General features: G+C 38.4%; 22 protein-coding genes. 2 read left to right on the top strand and 20 right to left on the bottom strand.

Annotation, left to right across the window (positions count from 1 at the left end; translation table 11 throughout):
- Window positions 1–90: 90 nt before the first annotated feature.
- The 19 genes from ACIQ1H_RS10805 to ACIQ1H_RS10715 all read right to left on the bottom strand — a co-directional run bounded on the left by ACIQ1H_RS10805 (window position 91) and on the right by ACIQ1H_RS10715 (window position 18,347).
- Window positions 91–462 carry a small basic family protein gene (locus ACIQ1H_RS10805; protein ID WP_173477852.1) on the bottom strand — a complete coding sequence of 124 codons (372 nt, stop codon included), beginning with the start codon at window positions 460–462 and terminating at the stop codon, window positions 91–93.
- A 3-nt stretch (window positions 463–465) separates the two neighbouring features.
- Window positions 466–1,185, bottom strand: coding sequence for a DUF881 domain-containing protein (locus tag ACIQ1H_RS10800; protein ID WP_337981941.1), 720 nt, complete (start codon window positions 1,183–1,185; stop codon window positions 466–468).
- Window positions 1,186–1,334: 149 nt separating this feature from the next.
- Window positions 1,335–2,063, bottom strand: coding sequence for a DUF881 domain-containing protein (locus tag ACIQ1H_RS10795; RefSeq protein ID WP_402888743.1), 729 nt, complete (start codon window positions 2,061–2,063; stop codon window positions 1,335–1,337).
- Window positions 2,041–2,895, bottom strand: a complete 855-nt coding sequence (locus ACIQ1H_RS10790) for a cell division protein FtsQ/DivIB (protein ID WP_402888741.1) — start codon at window positions 2,893–2,895, stop codon at window positions 2,041–2,043. The genes ACIQ1H_RS10795 and ACIQ1H_RS10790 overlap by 23 nt, the downstream gene beginning before the upstream one ends.
- A 22-nt stretch (window positions 2,896–2,917) precedes the next feature.
- Window positions 2,918–3,997 (bottom strand): putative lipid II flippase FtsW, encoded by a 1,080-nt coding sequence (ftsW, locus tag ACIQ1H_RS10785; protein ID WP_402888739.1) that lies wholly within the window; start codon window positions 3,995–3,997, stop codon window positions 2,918–2,920.
- Window positions 3,998–4,037: 40 nt separating this feature from the next.
- On the bottom strand, window positions 4,038–5,387 hold the full coding sequence (gene murD, locus ACIQ1H_RS10780) for a UDP-N-acetylmuramoyl-L-alanine--D-glutamate ligase (protein WP_402888737.1): 1,350 nt from the start codon (window positions 5,385–5,387) through the stop codon (window positions 4,038–4,040).
- Window positions 5,384–6,358, bottom strand: coding sequence for a phospho-N-acetylmuramoyl-pentapeptide-transferase (gene mraY / locus ACIQ1H_RS10775; protein WP_173477858.1), 975 nt, complete (start codon window positions 6,356–6,358; stop codon window positions 5,384–5,386). Before mraY ends, murD begins: the two co-directional genes overlap by 4 nt.
- Before the next feature lie 125 nt (window positions 6,359–6,483).
- Window positions 6,484–8,400, bottom strand: a complete 1,917-nt coding sequence (locus ACIQ1H_RS10770) for a stage V sporulation protein D (RefSeq protein WP_402888734.1) — start codon at window positions 8,398–8,400, stop codon at window positions 6,484–6,486.
- 58 nt (window positions 8,401–8,458) lie between these two features.
- Window positions 8,459–10,675 (bottom strand): penicillin-binding protein, encoded by a 2,217-nt coding sequence (locus ACIQ1H_RS10765; RefSeq protein ID WP_402888732.1) that lies wholly within the window; start codon window positions 10,673–10,675, stop codon window positions 8,459–8,461.
- The gene (ftsL, locus tag ACIQ1H_RS10760) at window positions 10,672–11,040 is read right to left on the bottom strand and encodes a cell division protein FtsL (protein WP_173477861.1); all 369 of its coding nucleotides are present in this window, start codon (window positions 11,038–11,040) and stop codon (window positions 10,672–10,674) included. Before ftsL ends, ACIQ1H_RS10765 begins: the two co-directional genes overlap by 4 nt.
- Entirely contained in the window at window positions 11,041–11,991 is a 951-nt protein-coding gene (gene rsmH / locus ACIQ1H_RS10755) for a 16S rRNA (cytosine(1402)-N(4))-methyltransferase RsmH (protein ID WP_173477862.1), read from the bottom strand.
- 60 nt (window positions 11,992–12,051) lie between these two features.
- Complete coding sequence (mraZ, locus tag ACIQ1H_RS10750) at window positions 12,052–12,483, bottom strand: division/cell wall cluster transcriptional repressor MraZ (protein WP_139860193.1); 432 nt, start codon at window positions 12,481–12,483, stop codon at window positions 12,052–12,054.
- 253 nt (window positions 12,484–12,736) lie between these two features.
- The gene (gene bshC, locus ACIQ1H_RS10745) at window positions 12,737–14,353 is read right to left on the bottom strand and encodes a bacillithiol biosynthesis cysteine-adding enzyme BshC (RefSeq protein ID WP_402888731.1); all 1,617 of its coding nucleotides are present in this window, start codon (window positions 14,351–14,353) and stop codon (window positions 12,737–12,739) included.
- Window positions 14,354–14,452: 99 nt separating this feature from the next.
- Window positions 14,453–14,848 (bottom strand): DUF3397 domain-containing protein, encoded by a 396-nt coding sequence (locus ACIQ1H_RS10740; protein ID WP_139860190.1) that lies wholly within the window; start codon window positions 14,846–14,848, stop codon window positions 14,453–14,455.
- On the bottom strand, window positions 14,845–15,747 hold the full coding sequence (locus tag ACIQ1H_RS10735) for a ketopantoate reductase family protein (RefSeq protein WP_402888728.1): 903 nt from the start codon (window positions 15,745–15,747) through the stop codon (window positions 14,845–14,847). Before ACIQ1H_RS10735 ends, ACIQ1H_RS10740 begins: the two co-directional genes overlap by 4 nt.
- 387 nt (window positions 15,748–16,134) lie before the next feature.
- Entirely contained in the window at window positions 16,135–16,512 is a 378-nt protein-coding gene (locus ACIQ1H_RS10730) for a transcriptional regulator (RefSeq protein WP_173477864.1), read from the bottom strand.
- A 110-nt stretch (window positions 16,513–16,622) separates the two neighbouring features.
- Complete coding sequence (locus ACIQ1H_RS10725) at window positions 16,623–17,390, bottom strand: enoyl-CoA hydratase/isomerase family protein (protein ID WP_402888726.1); 768 nt, start codon at window positions 17,388–17,390, stop codon at window positions 16,623–16,625.
- 225 nt (window positions 17,391–17,615) lie between these two features.
- Window positions 17,616–17,789: a 50S ribosomal protein L32 gene (gene rpmF, locus ACIQ1H_RS10720; RefSeq protein ID WP_010858320.1), complete on the bottom strand. Its 174-nt coding sequence runs from the start codon at window positions 17,787–17,789 to the stop codon at window positions 17,616–17,618.
- 24 nt (window positions 17,790–17,813) lie between these two features.
- Complete coding sequence (locus tag ACIQ1H_RS10715; RefSeq protein ID WP_337981946.1) at window positions 17,814–18,347, bottom strand: YceD family protein; 534 nt, start codon at window positions 18,345–18,347, stop codon at window positions 17,814–17,816.
- Between the two features lie 259 nt (window positions 18,348–18,606).
- Between ACIQ1H_RS10715 and ACIQ1H_RS10710 the strand changes: the two genes are divergently transcribed.
- On the top strand, window positions 18,607–19,818 hold the full coding sequence (locus ACIQ1H_RS10710; RefSeq protein ID WP_402888724.1) for a nucleotidyltransferase: 1,212 nt from the start codon (window positions 18,607–18,609) through the stop codon (window positions 19,816–19,818).
- A 145-nt stretch (window positions 19,819–19,963) separates the two neighbouring features.
- Here the strand turns inward: ACIQ1H_RS10710 and ACIQ1H_RS10705 are convergent, their stop codons facing one another.
- On the bottom strand, window positions 19,964–21,010 hold the full coding sequence (locus ACIQ1H_RS10705; protein ID WP_402888722.1) for a SepM family pheromone-processing serine protease: 1,047 nt from the start codon (window positions 21,008–21,010) through the stop codon (window positions 19,964–19,966).
- Between the two features lie 42 nt (window positions 21,011–21,052).
- Between ACIQ1H_RS10705 and ACIQ1H_RS10700 the strand changes: the two genes are divergently transcribed.
- Window positions 21,053–22,030, top strand: coding sequence for a hypothetical protein (locus tag ACIQ1H_RS10700; protein ID WP_173477867.1), 978 nt, complete (start codon window positions 21,053–21,055; stop codon window positions 22,028–22,030).
- The last annotated feature ends 52 nt before the right edge of the window (window positions 22,031–22,082 follow it).

Below are 22,082 nucleotides of genomic sequence, written 5' to 3'. Positions count from 1 at the left end.
CTGCACCTCCTTGAAAATGCTCTTAATTTCATTCTATTGTAAATCTTGCCTAATGTCTAAGCAAATCGAGTATTTTGGTCAATTTTTCTCTCATTCTATGGAAGTTTTTTTCTTATTGTGACGTTTCTCATCTAACCGAGTTAGTAAAATACGCCTAATTATTGCTATGTTTTGGAATAAACGTACTCCAAAGGCGAAAATGGCAGCTAAATACAAGTCCACCCCTAAATTCACCCCTATGAACGCCAATCCTGCCGCAAGAACTATATTAAAAAAGAAACCTGATACAAATACTTTATCGTCATATACTTGTTGTAATTGAGCTCGAATGCCTCCAAATAACGTATCTAATGCAGCCAGCACTGCTATTGACAAATAATTTTCATAGATAGAGGGAATTTGGATATTTGTTAACAAGCCAAGTGCTAGTCCAAATACCAAACCTAAAAATGGTAGCCACATATATTAATCTCCTTTTTTGACCTCTGTTAAATAATCATTCGTCAATGGTTGATCGAATGCCGGTATAGTTAACTGTGCAGTAGGCTCCTCTATCACTAATTTAAAATTATCTAAATAAAATGAATCGATAAATGATGAAGCTTGAATAGAATTATACATTTTTTGTGCTGCCTTAAATGTGCTTGTCCCAACATAGATTTCGAAAGGTGGTGATGAAAGTGCCACACTATTCACCGTTGTTTTCCCATTGATGTCTCTGATGGCTGATGTATGAACAATGCGATTCCCATCAATGGCAACACTAGCAGCATCATATTTAAATAATTCATTCAGTAATTGGGTAAGTAAATCTGGAGAAATCTCTTTCATTTCATACCCCATTGCAACTAATTCCGGTGCTGGCTCCACTCGGAGTACTACCCCTGGACCTGTAATATCCGTTAAGCCTGCCTGCTGTTTTAATTGATTGACTGTGTCATTTAAAACAACTTGTAAATTAGCTTTTTCAGATTGCTCATAGCGACCCATTACCTCATTAAGTGAGCGAATATCTGCTAATAATGTGGAATGCCTTTGCTTTTCTTCTGCTAATTCCTCTCGTATGGCCCAAATATCTCGTGTATCTCGCTCAGCTGGTTTTTGAATGGTATTGTATTGTACCGCTATCATCAAACCGATAATAAATAGCACGATCGTTATTCGGGTGTACATATTTTTTTTCAAAATAGCCCCTCCTAGACGTATCGCAAACAATGACTCCTTGATATCGTTAAATTTAGATGTTGAATTGTAATATGAACAATTTTTATCTAGGACATCCGTGGGAGGCCTTACCTAATTTTCATCCCATGTTATTCATGGAATAAAAGTCGTTAACTTTCTACTTTTACATTTGGCATTGTTAACTTTTGATTTTCTTCTAATGACACGACAATATTGTCATTTAACAGTTGATCTACTACGCCACCACTTAAGTTCAGTGAAGCACGGAGTGTTGTTGAATCCCCTATAGCCTCAATTACAAAGGGGGCAGGATGTTGCTTGCCGTCAATTGTAATAACAGGTCCATTACATCTTATATAAGAATTGGCCATGACCCGTTGCCCGTTAATGGCAATCGCCTGTGCTCCAGAAATTTTTAATTCATTCAATAATTTAAACACATGGCTTTCATGGACGATATAATCATTAGGATTTACAGATTTAGGGTCGTAATCACCATCTTGAAGCGTTATACGTATACCCTTTCCTTCTGAACTTAAATCACCTAATAGTAAACGTAGGTCTTCTGCTTCTTGAACTAATTGCTTCGATTCCTTTTCATTCGAGGCGAAATCTTTTTCGTAATTCCGAATCTTTTCTTGTAATTTGTTCGCCTCTTCTGTGAGTTCTTTATTGCGCTCTTGCTGTTCAATCAACTCCTCACGATACGTATCTTCTTGCTCAAATAGCTCCGATTTAATGGAGCTAGTTTGTCGATTGTCTTTTGCTTGGTTGTAAGAATAGCCGATGATAAACCCAGTAGTTATACAAACGATGAGGAGCTCAAATTGTTTCCTCGTAAAGAAGTTCCCTTTGCTATTCTGTTTCTTGTTGTTCATCTTCATTCACTTCCTGGTTGGCCGCATTTTCATCAGGGTTGTCCTCTTTTGCATCAGGGTTGTCCTCCATATCAATGCTGACTTTATTGTACTCATCATTAAATGGACGGTAATATGAGCCAACCTCGATGTCGATAACACCCTTTTCTAAATTTGCTATTTGCGCAACAATTGAAGGATAATAATTTAGCTTATCAGCTAATGTTGGAATAACTGCACGAACTTCATAGCCATCATTCATATAAAGCTTGACCGCATTAGGATTAGCCTCATTACTATTCGTATTGACTTGTGAGATTAAAGCTAATACCTCTGGTTTTAACCGTGCTAATTGTTCTACAAGCTTGTTAATGGTTTTTTCTCCTGTAATGCCCATAAATACAGGTGCATCAATTGGGATATTGTCGCCAGCTTGTTCAAACTTCTTCCCGTTCTCCAACAATGGGTAGTAAGTACCGTCACCAGCTAGATACGCAACTTTTTTCCATTCCTTAATATCAATCGTTACGCCTCTCAGCCATTTGCGCTTGACATGTGCCTCTTGTACCCATTCGTCCTTAAGCAATGTCTGCTCTACATCTTTTACTGTAAAACCCCACATCGACTTTCCTGGTGCAAGTGTACTAGCCTCTAAATAATACTGTTCGTCAGCTAGTTGGGCACCATTGACCGTAATGCTTTTAATATCACTGTAAGGAGATTGAAAATAAAGGAGTACAGCTAGCACTAAAAAGAAAAGTAATATTAGGACAATGAATTTACGATTTGTACGCTTTTTTCGTCGCTTCTTTAGCGTAGGAATGCGATCTTCTATATCAATTACTTTCTCCATAAAAAGTACTCCTCCTTTATATTTATTTCGCTAATTGATAAATAATACCTATTATTAACCACATTGTTACTAAAGATGTTCCACCATAGCTAATAAAAGGTAATGTGACACCGGTTACAGGAACCAATCCGATAACTACAGCTATATTTAAAAACGCCTGTACAGTTAACATTGTCACAAGTCCAATAATGGCATAATAGGATGTTCGTGTTTTAGCCTGTACCGCAAATTTATAACCAGCGTATATTGTCAGTACAAATAGTGCCAAAATAACGAGCCCACCTACCAAACCAATTTCTTCTAAAATAATCGCGTAAATAAAATCATTTTGCGGCTCAGGTAAATAAAGAAATTTTTGTCTACTTTGACCAAAGCCATGTCCAAAAATCCCTGCAGGGCCAATTGCCATTAAAGATTGTACAGCTTGGAATCCACTTACTAATGGGTCTGCCCAAGGATCGAGAAACGCTTCAATACGTTTAAGTCGATATGGGGCTGTTGCAATCAACCCAACTAATCCAGCAACTCCAGCTACCATTATCATCGCATAAAGCTTTAATGGATACCCTGCCACAAATAACAATAAAAAAACTGATACTACAAGTATAAATACAGAGCCAAAATCAGGCTGAAGCATTATTAATATAACGGGTAATACCACGATTACAGCATGTCGCCAATTAACGATTGGCGTACCAGTTTTGTGCTGCGCCAATATATGACTGATGTACACTAGCACTGTAATTTTCGTTAGTTCAGCAGGCTGTATCGTTAAAGGGCCTAAACCAATCCAGCTTTGAGACCCATTTCGCTCAAGTCCAATGCCTGGTATCAGTACAAGGACTAGTAACACTAACGAAAAAATATACGCCATTTTCCAAAAGGATTGCTCTTTTAATATGTTTAATCGAATGGTAATAAAAAACACTACGATGCCTACCACAAAATACATACTTTGTTTCATATAAAACGGCATTTTTCCACTATAATGAACGGCACTCCAATAGGTACCTGCAGAATAGACGAAAATAATGCCGATTATTGATAGCATCAATGTTGTGACGAGCAATAAATAGCTTTCTTTCCCTCTCAGTAATGCCATCCTTCCACATCAAGTATATTCTAAAATAGTTACAGGCTCATTACAGCTTCATTACAGCATCAATAAAAACATCGCCGCGTATTTCAAAGCTGTCATATTGATCCCAACTTGCACAAGCTGGTGATAGTAGAATAATGTCTCCCTCTGCAGACATCGGCGCAGCATAATGAACAGCATCTTCTACATTTTGAGCAATAACCGTTTGCGCAACTCCACAAGACTTAGCGAATTCCACAAAACGTAAGCCCGTTTCACCGAACGCCACAACGCCTTTTACATGCCCCATACAAGGTCGTAGTTCTTCAAAAGAATGTCCGCGGTCTAAACCACCCGCAAGTAAAATTACAGGCGCTTGGAATGCGTCTAAAGCACTTTTTGTTGCTAAGCAATTTGTTGCTTTTGAGTCATTGTAAATTTTTCGACCATTCCACTCACGGACAAACTGTGTACGGTGACGAACACCGCCAAACTTAGCTAAAACCTCTTCCATTTTTGCTTTGTCACAGCCTATTAATATACAAGCTGCTACAGCTGCGAGAATATTTTCTAGATTGTGTTTACCAGGCAGCGCAATATTCGCTCGATCCATAAATGGCTCACCTTGCCAATAGATTGTCGTATCATCAGCGCTAATCCCTTGTTCAGTGCGTCCATTAGAAGAAAAAGGCACTTTTTTTGCATTGGATTTTGCAGCATAACCTACAACAATTGGCTGATCCGCATTGTAAATGAAATAATCATTTTCATCCTGGTTTCGTGTTACACCAAACTTTGCTTCAGCATAGTTATCAAATGTCCCATGATAATCAAGATGGGCATCATAAAGATTTGTTAAAATAGAAATTTTTGGCTTAAAAGTTTTAGTACCCATCAGCTGGAACGATGAAAGCTCCGTAACGATAACGTTATCTTCTTGTGCCTCTCTTGCTACACCGCACGCTACTGTGCCGATATTCCCTGCGATCAATGGTTTTTTCACACCATTTTCTAACATCTCAAAAATTAATGTTGTTGTTGTCGTTTTACCATTAGATCCTGTAATACCTATAAATGGTGCTTCACTAATTAAATAAGCAAGCTCTATTTCTGTCCAAACGGGTATTTCGCGACTAATTGCATCCGCTACAATTTTATTGCTATAAGGGATACCAGGGTTTTTAACAACTAGCTCAAATCCTTCATCAAGTAAATCCTCTGGATGACGACCACAAATAACCGTAATGCCTTTTTGCAGTAGACCTTGCGCATCAGGGCTTTCATCAAACGGCTTTGAATCATTGACTGTTACAAAGGCGCCAAGCTCATGTAAAATCTCCGCTGCTGCGACACCACTTTTAGCTAGGCCTAAAACAAGGACTTTTTTATGTTGTAAATCTGTATATTCTCTCATAAGAACGCCTCCGATAAGACTGCAATCAATGCTACTGCTAAAGCAGTTGACCAAAATACTAGTACAACCTTCCATTCTGACCAACCTGATAATTCAAAATGATGGTGGATAGGACTCATTTTAAATATCCGTTTTTTACGAATTTTAAAGCTACCCACCTGTAAAATAACAGAAAGTGTTTCGATGACAAACACTAAGCCAACTAATAGTAGTAAAAACTCTTCTTTAACTAATACCGATACCATGGCTAGCGCACCACCTAGTGCAAGTGAGCCAGTATCTCCCATAAATACTTTTGCAGGGTTTGCATTGAAAAGTAAAAATCCTAATAATGCACCTGTTACTGCAAATGTAAATAACGCGATATCTGCTTGACTTTGGAATAGTGCAATAACACCAAATGCCGCAAAAGCAATCGATGCCGTCCCTGCCACAAGACCGTCCAAACCATCTGTTAGGTTGACAGCATTAGAAAACCCAACTAACCAGAAAATTAAAAAGGCTACATAAAACACACCTAAATCAATTGTAAAATCTGTAAAAGGAATGGCTAACGTTGTATCAAAAGAACTGAAGTGCAATAGGAAGTATGCAAGTATCGCAATAACGATTTGCCCTACTAACTTTTGAATCGATGTTAAACCTAAGTTACGTTTAAAAATGACCTTCAAACCATCATCTAAAAAGCCAATTAATCCGAAACCTGCAAGTACAAGTAGAAGGACCACCGTTTGCGTTGTTAATAAATCTAAAAAGCTTCCAATCGCCACCGTTGTGAGAATGATGGCGATTAAAAAGATAATGCCGCCCATAGTCGGTGTACCAGCTTTTTTCATATGTGATTTTGGTCCTTCTTCACGAATACTTTGCCCAAACTTCAATCGACGAAGAAGCGGAATACTAATTGGTGCCAAGATAACTGTTACTATAAAAGCAATAGCTAAAATGGTAAGTGTTGTTGCGAGTTTCATTGAAAAATCTCCTTTAAATCTTGTTTCACTTTCTTCTTCACGAAAAAAGTACAAACCCTCATATATTTATTACTACCCTTCATAATAATAGTGGTTCTTTCCCTTTTTTTAAAGGTAAAGTTACGTTAGTTCACTAAATATAAATGAATGGTGCCATCTTGCTTGATAACACTATCCACTTCAGGTAATTGACTACCAATTTTAGTCCCTTCTCCATGCCATTCAATGCGGAATGGATAATGTTGCTTGGCAATATCATCCTTCGTTTGCCCTATGAAACTCGGTACTTTCACAGTAAGTGGGTCACCCCAACGATAATCTTTTTCAAGCTGTTCCTTCGATTTTTCAATGCCAACAAATGGTGCTGCATCTTCAATAATTTGGCCGACGATTGGAGCTGCTACAACACCACCAAATTGTGTTGTCTTTTTCGGATTATCCACTGCTACATACACGACAATTTGTGGATTGTCTGCAGGCGCAAATCCTATAAATGATACGATATATTCACCATCTTTATACCGCCCATTTTCAACTTTTTGAGCTGTACCTGTTTTGCCTCCAATACGCAGACCATCTCGATATGCTTGTCGACCTGACCCTTTCGCAACAACCGACTCTAATGCCTCACGTACTTTTGCAGATGTTTCCTCACGAATTACTTGCCTTTTAATAACTGGTTCTGTTTCATTAATAGTTTCCCCAGTATCTGGGTTAAAGATTTTTTTCACAACATATGGCGTATAGAGCTTGCCCCCATTGACGGCTGCAGCTACTGCTTGCACTTGTTGGATTGGTGTAACTGCTACACCTTGACCGAATGAGGTTGTCGCTTGCTCCACAGGGCCAAATGCGTCTTTAGAAAACAATATCCCTGAAGCTTCACCAGCGATGTTGGAACCAGTTTTTTCTCCAAAACCAAAGTCTTTAATATACTGTAATAATTTTTCCCCACCTAAGCGTTGACCTAATTCAATAAAGCCTGGGTTACAAGAATTTTGTACGACTTCTAAAAATGTTTCATGCCCATGACCTTCACGCTTCCAGCAGCGCAATCTCGCACCTGCAACCATTGTATAACCTTGATCGTAAAATGTATCGTTTTCTAAATCGACCAAATTCTCTTCTAGAGCGGCACTGAGCGTAATAATTTTGAAAGTTGAACCTGGCTCATATGTCATCCAAACAGGTAAATTTCGGTTATAAATAACAGGCTCGACTAACTGATATTCTGCAGGATGAAAAGTTGGATATGAGGCTAAAGCTAGTATTTCCCCAGTATTTGGATTCATAGCAATCGCCATTGCTTGGTCAGCTTCATAGCGTTCCATTGCTTGTGATAGCTCACGTTCAACAACTTGCTGAACATCTACATCAATTGTTAGCTCTATCGTTGCGCCATCTTCTCCAGCTTTCCATGCACTTGCGACATTTGGTAAGTTATTTCCTTTCGCATCTGTGAAAAGCCGTATGGCAGAAGAATTTGCTTGTAGTAGCTTGTCGTATTCATATTCTATCCCCGCTAGCCCTTGCGCATCATACCCTGTAAAACCTAAAAAGCGAGAGAGTAGCGTACCATACGGATATTCCCTTGAGTAATCTACACCACTATATAGTCCTTCAATTTGCATCCCTTGCAACTCAACAGCCTTTTCATAGGAAATATTTTTCCCTTCAGGCGCTAGCTTTACTAAGTACGCCTTTTTCTGCATCTTTTCCAACAGTTTTTGTTCATCTACTTCAAGTACTTGTGCAATTTTCGCTGCCGCTCCTGCAATATCTTTGCTTTGTGACGGCATAAAATACAGTGTAGGTGCTAGCTTGTTCGTCACAATACTGTTACCATCTCGGTCCGTAATATGCCCGCGTTCATTTGCAAATGGAATTTCACGATCCCAGTTCTCTTCTGCTTTTTGCGTTAACTCTTTTTGGTCAAACACTTGCAAAACAAATAACCGAATAACAATTGCAACCGCTACACACATAAACAAAACATATAAAATACGTAAACGCTTTTTGGAATGGATAGAAATCCACTTCATTCGACATCACACCTTGTTTTTTACAACGTATGAAATAAAGTGGACTTCTATTCAGTGACTATTCATCATCTACTTGTTCAACTTCTCCTTCAGATGGCGCTTCTACGTCTTGTACAAAGCTTTCAGCAGGTGTTTTCAATTTCACTACAATAGGTGAACTATCTGAAATCACCGTACCTGCAGATACACTTTGACTGACTGCAAAGCCCTCTCCAACAACTTCAATCTGAAGACCTGACATTGATTTGAAAACTAATAGATTACGCAACGACCAATCAGTAAAGTTTGGTAGCGCGATATCACCTTCAGTTTTTAAAAATACAAAACTTCCTTTTACAAGCTTTTGTCCACCTTTTGGATATTGCTCTATAATTTTTCCACCAGTTCCGACAATAACAGGATTCAATCCATCATTTGCTAGCTCTACCTGAATAGCTTCTGCATTTTGACCAGTATAATCATTAATATTTACATGATCTACATGCTGTACATCGTCTGGACTAATATTTAAATGTTTTAAACTATTGAGCATAACAGGCTTAAATATTTTTGACACAGGTACCGAGCCCAGTTCCCCTTTAAGCTTTGGCTTTTCAACTGAAACATACATAATTAGTTGTGGATCATCGTAGGGCGCCATTCCTAAAAATGAGTACAAGAACTCATTAGCGCCCCATGAATAGGTACCATTAGCCTTTGGAATTTGGGCAGTACCTGTTTTTCCTGCTACTTGATATTCATCGAGTACAAAATCCTTCGCTGTCCCGTATTCTGCCGTTAATGTTGAAGCAAGTATTTCGCGTACTTGTTTCGCTGTATCCGCCGAAATAGGCTGTCCCTTTTCAACAGGCTCATGCTGTTGAATCGTTTCATCCGTTGCTGAATCTACTATCCTATCAATAACATATGGCTGCATCATCTTACCGTCATTGGCAATCGCAGTCATCGCTTGTATAAGCTGTATCGGTGTCACGGTAGAACCTTGACCATATGTCGTTGTCACTCGTTGAATTGGATACTTCGATAAAATCGTACCCGTTGCTTCATTCGGTAAATCAATCCCTGTTTTCTTACCAAAACCAAATTTATCTAGGTAGTCGACAAATACCTCATCACCAATACTTTTCAATAAATTGGCCATCGCTGTATTTGATGAACGTTGGAAACCTTCTAAATACGAAATTTTACCCCAACCTACTTGATTATGATCTCGAATGGTTCTGTCATGCACAGTGTATTGCCCTGACATATAATCATCATATGGCGCCCATTTGTCAGTATCGATAGCAGAAGCAAGTGTGAACGTCTTCATCGTTGACCCTGGTTCCATCGTTTCTTCTGTTACGGCATTGAGCCATTTCATATTCGAACTATCTCGTGTATCGGGGTTGAAAGTCGGACGCTGCGACATTGCTAAAATTTTTCCAGTTTTCGGCTCAGCTACTACAACTATCATAGATTCTGGATTATACTCCTGCTCTACTTGCGACATCGCATCCTCTACGAAACTTTGAATAGTTTTATCAATCGTCAAAAAGATATTATTGCCGTCTTTAGCAGGCGTAACCATTTTTTCACTATTCGGCAATAAATAACTAAAAGCGTCTGTTTGATATTTAACCTTGCCGTTGACACCCGTTAATTCCTTGTCATACGTAAGCTCTAAACCCATTTTCCCTTTCGTCGTGACAGTTCCATCCTCATTATCCTCTTTCAAAGCAAAGCCTATTAGATGCGAAGCAAAAATACCGTTTGGATAATAGCGTTTTAAATCGCTAACAAACAAAATTCCAGGTAATTTTAAGTCCTTAATTTTGGTCATTACTTCATGGTTAATGCCCCTGCCCGCAACGCCAAACTCCACCTGATATGGCAGTGTTCCATCACTACGCAGCTTTGTTAGCCGCTTATAAATATCCTCTTTTTCCATCGGTATATATTCTTCTAAAACTTCCGCCGTTTTTTCAGGATCTACAACATGATGTGGATTCTTCTCATCTGTAGTAGCCTTATCGCTGACTACAGCTATCAATCGATAACTGAGTGTATCTTCTGCAATGACTTGTCCATTTCTATCTAATATTTTCCCTCGGTTTGCTGTTATTGCACTTTCCTTGTTATATTTAGCTGCTGCCTTTGCAGCGAGCGCTTGTCCTTCTACTTCACCTGTCGCCTGCAACGTAATCATTCTCGTAAATAATAGAAAAAAGAGCCCTCCATAAAAAACTAGTAATAGAAAGGCTCCCCATTGGAATCGAAATCGCTTTTTTTTCATTCTCCCGGCACTACCTTTACATTTTTCTCATTTTGAGTTAAACCGAGTTCTTTTGCTTTTTTCCATATATTTTCGTATGTAGAAAGTTCACTTACACGAACTGTCAAGTCAACATTCTGTTTTGCAATCTCATCTGCCTCTGCTTCGATCTTTTGAATGTCCATGCTTGTCGTTTGAATTGCTGCTTGGTTGTTCAACACTAGTACTGACAATACAACAATAATGCTTACTAGTGCTAATAGCATCATCTTTTCAAACTTCTGGTTCGTTTTTTTACGACGTATGATAGTGGGTTGTGGACTAGGTGGTGTTAACGGTTGTTGCACATGTTGCTGTTGGTGCTGCCTTACACGAACTGCTGCCATTTACTCACGCCCTTTGTCGTTAATTTTCTCCACCACTCTAAGCTTTGCTGAACGTGCTCGATTGTTTACTGCTAATTCTTCCTCAGAAGGTAGAATCGGCTTTCTAGATACAAGCTTTAAAGTCGGCTTCATGTCATCTGGAATTACCGGTAAATTTGGTGGTAATTCAGGTAAGGATGACGCTTCCTTAAAAATTGTTTTGCATAGGCGGTCTTCCAATGAATGGAATGTAATAACACTAATGCGTCCACCTACGTTAATCATATCAATCGCATCGACTAATGAATCCTCTGCCGCACCTAGCTCATCATTTACAGCAATACGAATTGCTTGGAAGATGCGCTTTGCAGGATGTCCCCCTTTACGGCGAGCCGCTGCTGGTATACCCTCTTTAATTAGTTCTACAAGTTGTCCCGTTGTTTCAATCGGTGCCGTTTTACGAGCCTCTTCGATTTTACGAGCTACTTGCTTAGAAAATTTTTCTTCCCCATAACGGAAGAAAATACGAACTAAATCTTCGTATGCCCATTCATTAACGACATGATAAGCTGTAAGCGCTGCCGTCTGGTCCATACGCATATCAAGTGGAGCATCATGATGATAGCTAAAACCACGTTCTGGTGTATCTAATTGTGGAGAAGAAACACCTAAATCATATAAAATGCCATCTACCTCTTGGATACCAAGTGCTAATAGCTCTTCTTTTAAATAGCGGAAATTCGAATGCACAAATGTTACACGCTCTATATAAGGAGCTAAACGAACTTTCGCATTTTCAATGGCCGTTGTGTCTTGATCAAAACAAATTAGACGGCCTTTATCTGATAATTGTTGTACTAAATATTCACTGTGTCCTGCTCCACCAAGCGTACAGTCCACATATACACCATCAGGATCGATGTTCAATCCGTCAACAGTTTCTTTTAATAACACGGTTGTATGATCGAACATACCAATCGCTCCCCTCAGGCCTTTACTTTTTCAACTGACGTTTTCACGTTTAATACAAAGTTAAAAATCAAAGCCAATCATATTTTCTGCAATTTCATTAAAAGATTGTTCAGACTCTGTGAAATAAGTTTCCCACGCATCTTTTGCCCATATTTCAATTCGATTCGAAACACCTAGCACAACACATTCTTTTACTAGATGTGCGTGTTGTACTAACGTCGAAGGAATATTAATACGACCTTGCTTGTCTATTTCTACTTCCGTCGCACCTGAAAAGAAGAACCTTGCAAAAGCACGAGTATCTTTCTTTGTCATTGGTAAACCTTTTAATTTTTCTTCGAGTTTTCGCCATTCATCCATAGGATAGCCAAATAAACAATTATCAAGTCCGCGTGTCACAACAAAGGTTTCACCTAAGGCTTCACGAAATTTTGCGGGTACGATTAATCGTCCTTTTGCGTCAACAGAGTGTTGATATTCTCCCATGAACATGCTAGTCACCCCACTTTATTAAATAATGTACCACATCGCCCCACTTTCCTCCACTTTTTTTAAAAAAAACTTGACATTTTCACCTTTTATGTGTGTTTAGACCTTTAAGCGAAATTTTATTTTGTGCTAAAGGGCATAAAAAAAGAACTACCCTTAGTAGGATAGATCTCTATTTTCCTGTTAAACCGACAAATTTCTTCAAATCTATAATTCCAACATACCTTTAATAGTTCTAAAGATACATTTTTTATTCTTATAAATAAAGTAAATAGTGGTGATTTCCAACGCTATATGTTTTCTTGAGCATTTCATCAATTAACGTAGGTCCAAACTCATTGATATATTGATAAGGATTATAAGAACGTTCTTGGAACCCATCATTTGGATATAGCTCATTTTGTAATGTCATAAATTTACGGATAGTCGTCTCATGTTTGCTCAGCACCGTTTGTTCTACCTTTTGTTGCAAATACTCAAACTGCCTCACATGATTTTCTTTATTTTTTTCAAGTATTTTATCTAGCGACATATGTTGTTGTGCGAAATATTGCTCAAGAGTAGCGTATTTTTCTAAAACTAGTTGTTGCATCTCTAGTATTTGACGCTTTGCCTCATCATCTTGAACTTCAGCAATAAATTGCTCCTTCAACGCCATCGCCTTGCCATCCAATACATCCGTCACTGTTAAATGATATTCACCCAATAGTTGTTCTACATGTCGTGTAACAATCGTAATATTGAGACGTGGTGCAAAAATTGGCATTTGTAAACCTAACATAGAAAAGGCATCCTTTAATGTTGCCCAATATGCCAGCTCACCTGGTCCACCAACAAACGCCAAAACAGGTAACGTCATTTCTTGCATTAATGGACGCGTTACAACATTATTACTTAATTGCTCAGGGTGATTTTCCGCAATTGTTAATAACTCTTCATGTGAAAGTTTAATATTTGCGGCTAAATTGATAAATTGATCGTGTCGTCTTTCTAGTAAAAAGCGTTCTCCATCTTTGACATAGAACAGGTTCGCTGCATCATCAGTTGCTAAAATCGGCTTCCCGTAACCAGCACTTTCCAATACCGCTTCCTTTTCCGTTACTAGTTTTGCAATTTCCTCACTATGGTTGATAAGCTGCACAAAATTATTACGTTCGTAATGACGGAAGTTCACATCTGCCGCATCAATCATTAGCAGCCCTTCTTCTTTAAACAACTCGTTCATTAGTCGTGCAAAGAAATCTGTGAATGTTTCACTATTGTTCAATGCCTCCAATAGTTGATTGAACATTTTTTCAGTGTGCGCTGTTTCTCCAAAATCCTTAATGATCGTATTAATTAGTTGAACCATCGCTTCTTTGTTTATGCTTGTTGTCGATGCCATTGTTTTTCTTCGAGAACGTTCACCATACGCACGTTTTTTAATATCCATATCATGCATTGTAAATGTATGGTTAATTTCCTCTAAGTCATGATCTTCTCCAGCTATCCAAAAAATAGGCACAACTGGTCGTTTAAGCTTTTCACTTTGTTCTTTTGCTAATGATATAACCGAAATTGCCTTATGAACCGAGTAAAGAGGGCCAGTTAATACACCCGCTTGTTGCCCACCGACAACCGCAACAGCTCCTTGCTCTAGTTGTTGCAAATGCTCATTCGCTTTTTCTGATAAGCCAAGCGGCTCCATAAACTGACGAATTATTGCTGTTAATTCTTTTTGGTCACACGCTCGTTGCTCCAAATATTTCGCCCGCTTTTCAAACGATTTATCATTATACTCATATTCAAAAAACTCATGAATGGCAGTATTTGGCGACCAATAATCTGCTAGCACACGATTTTTCACGGGTACTTGGATTGACTCCAGTTTCATTTAACACAAACTCCTCTACTCACTAAATCATCGTATTCCTTGTAAACATTTTAATGCTATTATTTTAACGCTTCTGTCTCCAACATGAAAAGAAAATGCTTATACAGAGTGTAAATATTCTACAACAGATTGAATCATGCCGACTATACAAATCAAAATATATGCTGCACTAAGTACTAAAAATAAAAAACGCCAAATTTTCCGAAGTAGCGGTTTCACCTCAATTTCTCTTTTTGTACGCCAGTCTATATATGTAAAAACAATTGCCAGTATTATTGCTAGCATTATTAAAATAGCCCCAACATTCACTCCCCACAGCACTCCAATTGCCAACGGTACTGAAAAAAACAAGCAGAACGTTGTTACATCAGATGCGGCTCCAAAGGCATGGGTACCACGAATATTAACCTTTCGACTAATAACATAGACAATGCCAAATAAAAGAATTGGACAAAAAATAATAACGCTGATGACTATATGTAAAAAATCTTTCAAGATTGCCCACCGCTCTCTTCAAGCGCTAGAACTTGGTGATATAAAGTTCGCAATGTAGGTAATGGGTAACCATTCGCAGCAGCTTTTTGTAAAACCGCCCCAACAATTGTTTCTACCTCACTTTTTCTCCCTTGTATACGATCAGCTAGCATAGATGAGGTATTCGCCGCTGTTTTTTCACACAAAGCGATTACTGCTGAAAACGGAATAGTACTTTCAATGCCTTTAAAAGCCTCTGTTAGCTCTTGATATATGGTATGCATTAACAAGTATGCGTGCTTATTCGTAACTAACTCCCCATTCTTCATTTGCAAAACAGCTGTTATCGGGTTAATCATACAATTGAAAACTGCTTTCTCAAAAAGCATTTGTTCGGCGTTTTCAACCAACACTATTGGAAATAACGGATTTTTCAAGTGTAGTAACTTTTCAAATACAACACTACTTCCACGCGCTACTCCTATTTTGCACAAACCCACACCTCTATGTTGAACAGTTGTCAAATCAATAGTTTGCGCACCGAAAGAAACTGAGCAAAAAGCAATTGTATTTTGTGATAAGCGCAATGCCTCATCAAAATGTGCTAGACCATTTTGTACAAACAACACTGGCACTTCCTGAGGGAAACCTAATAATTGTTTATAGATATTTTGTAAATGACCATATTTTACAGCTACTACTATTAAATCTGGTCGAGGGAGCATCTCTAACTCAACGCTAGAAGCAATTTGATGGATTGTCTTTGTACCATCTATATGGACTCTCGTTATATGCTTCAAATTAAGCTCATCGGCTTGTTCTTGTCTTCTTACAACTAACGTCACATCGAAACAAGCCTCTGCTAAGAAACTAGCCATTAGCTGACCGACTGCACCAGCTCCAATAACTACTACATTCACAACGTTCGCCACCTCCACTTTATGTAAAGAGGCTATCTAAACAGTAATAAAAAAACCTTTAAACAGCCTAAACTGAAGTACTAAACAACTTCTCCAGTATTTACTTGTCTCGTACTACAATACCATAAACACCATTTTCTTTACGCCATAGAAGGAGGTGCCTCAGAAATTCATCTGAGACACCTCCTTTTCAGGTGTTTCTATTATACAAGATTAGCTGGTGTTTATGATACAAGAATGGATATTTTCGACCAAGTAGGTAAAATGTTGAGTCGACGTTAGCGTTTACATCCTATGACTTCTTTTGCATCATTTTCTTAAAAGACCTTACTCTTTCTTTGAAAAGGAACGTAACGATCTACTTACAATCATTTTCCCTTCGACCCGTTAATCTTTCATTAAAGAATAGCCTTGCTGTAACCACTTCACTAGCTTTTCATGTTCATTTTGTAATTCCCGATGTTTAATCTCAAGACTTTGATAAGCTTCTGTCAATTCATCAAAACTCGTTAACGCTAATTTTAAATGACTTCGCATAGATTGTTGAGGTTGATTGCGAACAGCTAAAAGCGATTGACTATATTGCCCGCGTAACGTCTTGTTCCAACGAAAACCACACGCTTGTTTTGTACGTCCGAGTTCATCCGCAGCCATTTCAAATGCCTCTAACTGCGTTTTCCCATTTTGCACATTATGCAAGACGATTTCTGCTAATCTTTCATCGTCTTCCTTCGTCCATTGATCTTTTCTTTTTTTCAGTTCCATAATCTATCACCCTCACATTTTTTACTACTATATGCGTTATCAGGCAAAATAGAATCACAGGACGAAAAAAGACAGTGATTATGTTTGAATGTAATCACTGCCACTATACGCTATTTATTGTTCTTTTTAGTTAGAAAATTATTAACTGCCTCATGATGTGCTTCGCTCTCCCACAATTTTGCACATGTGCGAACTTCCTCCATTACACGCTCATACATATTACGTTCACGCCATTTACGAAGTTCAATTTCTTTATATGCCTTGTGCACAGAAGGATGAATTTTACGCATATGTTCAATAAAATCATTTAATGCAAGTTGCTTCGATCCCTCAAATACGCGCATCGCCCAACCAATGTCATATAGTAAATCAGCTGGATATGGCTTTGCATCCACTAGCATCTTCATTGCGCGATCATGACGTAAACCTCGTTCAAATAAGTATGTACCGCCACCCCAGCCACTTGTAATTGCTAATGTTCCTTGAATAAAGCCACATTTAGCATGACTCGCCACTAAGCGAAAATCACAAGCAGTCGCTATCTCACAACCTCCACCTACAGCTGTTCCATTGATTAACGCAATCGTCGGTACTGGTAATGTAGCAAGATCATATAAAATCTCACCCATCTTACTTAACATACCAAACGCTTCATCTTCCGTTTCAAGGGAATGAAACTCCGATAAATCGCCACCTGAACAAAAAGATTTTTCCCCCGCTCCTGTCACGACTAAAAAACGCACATCGTCATGATTTTGTATATATGTAATTACTTCCCGAAGACCATTCATTACCTCATCGTTCACAGCGTTACGCTTTTCCTCACGATTTATAGTAAATGTCATAATCCCATCTTGATTGTCAATTATATAAGCCACTACTGTTCCCCCTTAGTCCCCTTCAATTATGTTTAGTGTAATCGGAGCCAAATAAAAACCCCTAAGCCCCCACTGACTACAAGTTAAATAAATTGTATCACACAATTATTATAGTACTATATAACTTTATAATATTTATTAAAAATTCTGTCACTTCACATAAACAAAAAGGCTAGTAAAGAGCCATGGTCTCTCTACTAGCCTTTTAAGTGAGCAAACACTGTATTATTTGCTTACTACTTCTTTACCTTTGTATTGTCCGCAAGCTTTGCAAACACGGTGTGATAATTTTGCTTCACCACAGTTTGGGCAAGCTACCATACCAGGTACAGATAGTTTGAAATGCGTACGACGCTTTCTTTTTGCAGTTTTAGAAGTTCTTCTAAATGGTACAGCCATTGATGGCACCTCCTTACAGATCGTCTATTCGTCTGTTTGATCAAAATACTTAGCTAAATCAGCTAGTCTTGGATCCACTTTTGGTTCGTCAGTTTTTTTGTGAAGTTCCACGTCTTCATCAGTTGCGTAAGACCAGTTTTTACCACCATGCACTTGTCCTTCGGTATTCTCTTTGAATACTTGCATTGGGACCTCAAGAAGAACTAACTCCTCAATAACTGGCTTCATGTCGATAACATCACCATCTATATAGTGAATATCACCGTCATCTTCCCCTCTTTTTTCTTCGTCAATCCAGCTGAACATTTCAACTGTCTCAACGTTGATAGGAAACTCAACATCTTCCCAAGTGCGAGCACACGGGAGTGTTAACGTTGCTGTCACAGTAAGCTGACAAGTCATTTGCGATGCACCGAATGTACATAGCCCTTTTACATGAACGGGCGAAATTGCTCGAATATCCTGGTTTCGCTCCATCACCTCATCCAATTGGACATAGGTATCGATCGGCATTCCGTCTTGACGGTATTTAGATAATTGATGAATTGACCATTTCATTCGTTTAATCACCTCGAGACAACACTGTTGATTATATAATGTGTAAAAATAGATGTCAAGATAATTTCTTGTCACCACTCGAAAACCCACCTATAATTAAGTACATCATAATTATGCTACTTAGCCACAATACACAACCTATACAAAAATTTCAATAGCAATGTGCAAAGAATAGCTAAAGGCACTATAAAACTATTTGTAGCAACGTGATTGGTCAGAAACAAGAAGCACCAAATAGAAATAAAGGGGGTTTTACGTAATGAAAGCAGTTGGTATTGTTGTTGAATATAATCCTTTTCACAATGGACATGCTTATCACTTAGAACAGGCAAAAAAAGTAGCGCAAGCAGATATAGCAATTGCTGTTATGAGCGGTACATTTTTGCAGCGCGGTGAACCTGCCATGGTAGATAAATGGACACGTACAAAAATGGCCCTCGCTAGCGGAGTTGATATTGTAATTGAGCTACCGTATGTCTATAGTACCGCACCCGCTACGGATTTCGCAAAGGGGGCGATTGCATTATTATCGGCAATTCGCTGTGATGCTTTTGCCTTCGGTAGCGAAGATGGCTCAATACAACCCTTTATGAATACGTACCATTTAATTACGAAGCACCGCACCGAATATGACGCACTTATTAAAGAAAGCGTTAAAACAGGTGTTAGCTATCCTAAAAGCTTACATTATGCCTATGAACAGCTTTCACAAAAGTTTCCTGCTACATACATTGACTTAGCACAACCAAACAATATACTAGGATTCCATTATATAGAAGCGGCTATGACACTAGGGAGTGCTATTAAGCCTTTAACGATTCCACGTATAGCAGCAGGATATCACGACGCTATGCAGGAGGGCGCATCAATTGCAAGTGCCACCGGTATTCGTAAAGCACTTGCGACGACAGGCACATTACAAAGCGTTCGTGATGTACTCCCGCAAGCTTCCTTTCATTATTTGCAAGATTGGTATGAGCAACATAAAAATTTTGCTAGTTGGGAGGCGTTTTGGCCGTTTTTACAGTTTACCCTTATTCGGCATACAGCAAGTGAGCTAACGCGCTATGCGGAAGTAACAGAGGGCATAGAGCACGCACTACTAAAAGCAGCGAAGACGAGTAGCTCATTTAGTAGCTTTATGGAGAAAATAAAATCTAAACGCTATACTTGGACACGTCTGCAACGCATGCTGACACATATTTACACTGGTTTTACGAAGGAGCAACTGAAGAGCTTCCAATCCCCTTCTACAATTCGATTACTCGGCATGAGTGCGCAAGGACAAGCGTATTTAGGTATGCATAAAAAAGACTTTACACTACCGTTAATAAGTCGCGTTGCTTCTACAAATGATACTATGCTCGCTGTAGATATACACGCTGCTGAAGTATATAACTTTAGCATAGAGCAAGGGTCCCAGAAATCCCCATTACCGAAGGATTTCCAAACGCCCCCCATTCGATTTTAGCAAATTAATAAGATGCAACGTGTTCGCAGCTGATTGTGTTATAGAGCAAACAACTACCTTAATGAACATTCAGCATAGCAAAAAGTGTTAGATTGATGGCCATCAATCTAACACTTTTTCTCTTTAAACAAACGCAAATAGGCATTTATTTAGCCTTTAATTGTTTTAAATACGCAATTGCATCATCGACCGTTTTCACAGGTACAATTTTCATTTTTGTACCGATCTCTTTAGCTGTTTTCACTGCCGTTGCATAATTTGATTCTAATTCTGGATACTTCGCTTTCATTTCAGTTGAGATTTCATCATCAGGTGCAAAAAAGATTTCCATGCCATCTCGATCGGCTGCAATGATTTTGTAATCAATACCACCAATTCGCCCAACTGTTCCATCAATAAGCATTTCACCAGTTCCAGCTACTGCATAGCCTTTTGTTAAATCCTCATCCAATAATTGATTTAAAATTTCCAGTGTAAACATAAGACCTGCTGAAGGACCACCAATATCTTCTGTATGCATTGTGACACTTGGATTCGTTTCAATCGACTTACTTTCTGCATAGGTAATTCCTAACCCAGCTTTTTTTTGCTCTGTTTGAGGAATTTCCTTCAAAGTAATCGTTTCTTCTTGTTCTTTTTGATTTCGTAATAATTGAATGGTCACTTTGTCACCTATTTGTTTTGTTGACAACAAATCAACAAGCATTTGTTGATTCGAAATTTCTGTACCGTCCACTTTTGTTATTTCATCACCAGCTTTTAATAAACCATCTGAGGCGCCACCATCTAAGACATTTAATACAAATACACCATTGAAGTGTATTTTCGTCTCTAACCCAGCTCTTTGAAAGGCCACATATTTTGCATTAAATTGAGAGTCAGACATTAACTTTAACTGTCGGATATTATATTCCTCGTCATCCTCTAATGGATTTCTTACTTGTTGAATATCCATTATTTTTTCATATTTTTGCGTTTTCGCCCATAGATACGAAAACGGTGTGGCTTGCTGCATAGCAACTGTCATTAAACTCATTGAGCCCGCTTCATCCGTATGATTATTAGCAACACTCACAAATTTACTTACATCGTATGCACTTCCAGGCTTCATAATATACGCGTCTAGTCGGTATAGCATTAAAAAACAAAGCGCGACTAAAAACACTGCATAAAAACCAATTTTTTTCTTCATTGAATGGACACCTCCCAAGACGCATGCAAAAACCAGTAGTTCATGTTTTTGCCTTTTTCACATATATTAATTTTAGCATTTGCCTATGTGAATGACAAAAAGTTGAAACGAGATGATCACATGTTTGCGACAATTCAAATAGCGCTCTGCATACTTCTTATCCTATTACTCTTGTTATTCCCACAAACTGCTCATACTGGTACAGATTTAGGATTGAATCTATTTATGGAGGCGTTATTTCCGTATTTACTACCTTATCTTATTTTAACGCAATGGCTACTTCGTTTAACCGCTCCCATGCGCGCAAAAACAAAACGAGTTTCTTTATACGTACAAGCATACTTAATAAGCGCTCTCGGTGGTTATCCAACAGGAGCTACAACCATTGTGTATCTAAAAAACAGTGGACAATTGCACCCTAAAGAGGCAAATTTTTTACTCGCCGTTTGTCATGCACCTAGCCCTCTTTTTGTATTAGGCTTTGTTAGCCTTGATTTATTACACAGTAATACGTTTGGTTGGCTGTTTTTATGTTTACTACATAGTTTTAATATTTGTTGCTTAGTAGTCGGTTATTTTTTATTTCGTAAAACCGATCCACCTACTATTTCTATACACAATACCACCTTGTATTCATCCCCATTTTCAGAAAGCATAAAAGAAACAGCACCAACCATTTTGTTAGTTGGAACGACCATTATTTTTTTCACTACGATTCAAACGATTTTACAACAAAGCTTAGATAAAATGTTGCCCAATCTTCCACAATCAGTCGAACATGCTATTGCCGCTATACTAGAAGTAACAAACGGATTAAAAATGACTGTCACAGAATTCGGCGATTTCCAGTACTTATCATTGCTGGTTGTCATTATGCTGACAATGCAAAGCATTAGTATCCATTTACAAATTTTCGTAATTGCAAAATCAGCCAAGCTTTCAGTCAGACCATATATCAAATTTCGCCTTCTTAGCATAATCATTGTGCCTACTATTTATGCTCTTTTTTTCTTAAAATAAAAAGTGCCTGACACTCACACAATTTTGTCTGCCAAGACCGTTTGACTCCTGC

The sequence above is a fragment of the Lysinibacillus sp. NPDC097279 genome, from assembly GCF_044761745.1.
In the GTDB taxonomy this organism is placed as follows: Bacteria; Bacillota; Bacilli; order Bacillales_A; family Planococcaceae; genus Lysinibacillus.
The sequence above is the reverse complement of the archived record's forward strand: the minus strand, read 5'-3'. Positions and strand labels throughout refer to the sequence as shown.

Coding starts and splice junctions, on each gene's coding strand:
- ACIQ1H_RS10805 (WP_173477852.1), bottom strand. CDS start 462: ATGTGGCTACCATTTTTAGGTTTGGTATTTGGACTAGCACTTGGCTTG.
- ACIQ1H_RS10795 (WP_402888743.1), bottom strand. CDS start 2,063: ATGAACAACAAGAAACAGAATAGCAAAGGGAACTTCTTTACGAGGAAA.
- ACIQ1H_RS10790 (WP_402888741.1), bottom strand. CDS start 2,895: ATGGAGAAAGTAATTGATATAGAAGATCGCATTCCTACGCTAAAGAAG.
- ftsW (WP_402888739.1), bottom strand. CDS start 3,997: ATGGCATTACTGAGAGGGAAAGAAAGCTATTTATTGCTCGTCACAACA.
- murD (WP_402888737.1), bottom strand. CDS start 5,387: ATGAGAGAATATACAGATTTACAACATAAAAAAGTCCTTGTTTTAGGC.
- mraY (WP_173477858.1), bottom strand. CDS start 6,358: ATGAAACTCGCAACAACACTTACCATTTTAGCTATTGCTTTTATAGTA.
- ACIQ1H_RS10770 (WP_402888734.1), bottom strand. CDS start 8,400: ATGAAGTGGATTTCTATCCATTCCAAAAAGCGTTTACGTATTTTATAT.
- ACIQ1H_RS10765 (WP_402888732.1), bottom strand. CDS start 10,675: ATGAAAAAAAAGCGATTTCGATTCCAATGGGGAGCCTTTCTATTACTA.
- ftsL (WP_173477861.1), bottom strand. CDS start 11,040: ATGGCAGCAGTTCGTGTAAGGCAGCACCAACAGCAACATGTGCAACAA.
- rsmH (WP_173477862.1), bottom strand. CDS start 11,991: ATGTTCGATCATACAACCGTGTTATTAAAAGAAACTGTTGACGGATTG.
- mraZ (WP_139860193.1), bottom strand. CDS start 12,483: ATGTTCATGGGAGAATATCAACACTCTGTTGACGCAAAAGGACGATTA.
- bshC (WP_402888731.1), bottom strand. CDS start 14,353: ATGAAACTGGAGTCAATCCAAGTACCCGTGAAAAATCGTGTGCTAGCA.
- ACIQ1H_RS10730 (WP_173477864.1), bottom strand. CDS start 16,512: ATGGAACTGAAAAAAAGAAAAGATCAATGGACGAAGGAAGACGATGAA.
- rpmF (WP_010858320.1), bottom strand. CDS start 17,789: ATGGCTGTACCATTTAGAAGAACTTCTAAAACTGCAAAAAGAAAGCGT.
- ACIQ1H_RS10715 (WP_337981946.1), bottom strand. CDS start 18,347: ATGAAATGGTCAATTCATCAATTATCTAAATACCGTCAAGACGGAATG.
- ACIQ1H_RS10710 (WP_402888724.1), top strand. CDS start 18,607: ATGAAAGCAGTTGGTATTGTTGTTGAATATAATCCTTTTCACAATGGA.
- ACIQ1H_RS10705 (WP_402888722.1), bottom strand. CDS start 21,010: ATGAAGAAAAAAATTGGTTTTTATGCAGTGTTTTTAGTCGCGCTTTGT.
- ACIQ1H_RS10700 (WP_173477867.1), top strand. CDS start 21,053: ATGTTTTTGCCTTTTTCACATATATTAATTTTAGCATTTGCCTATGTG.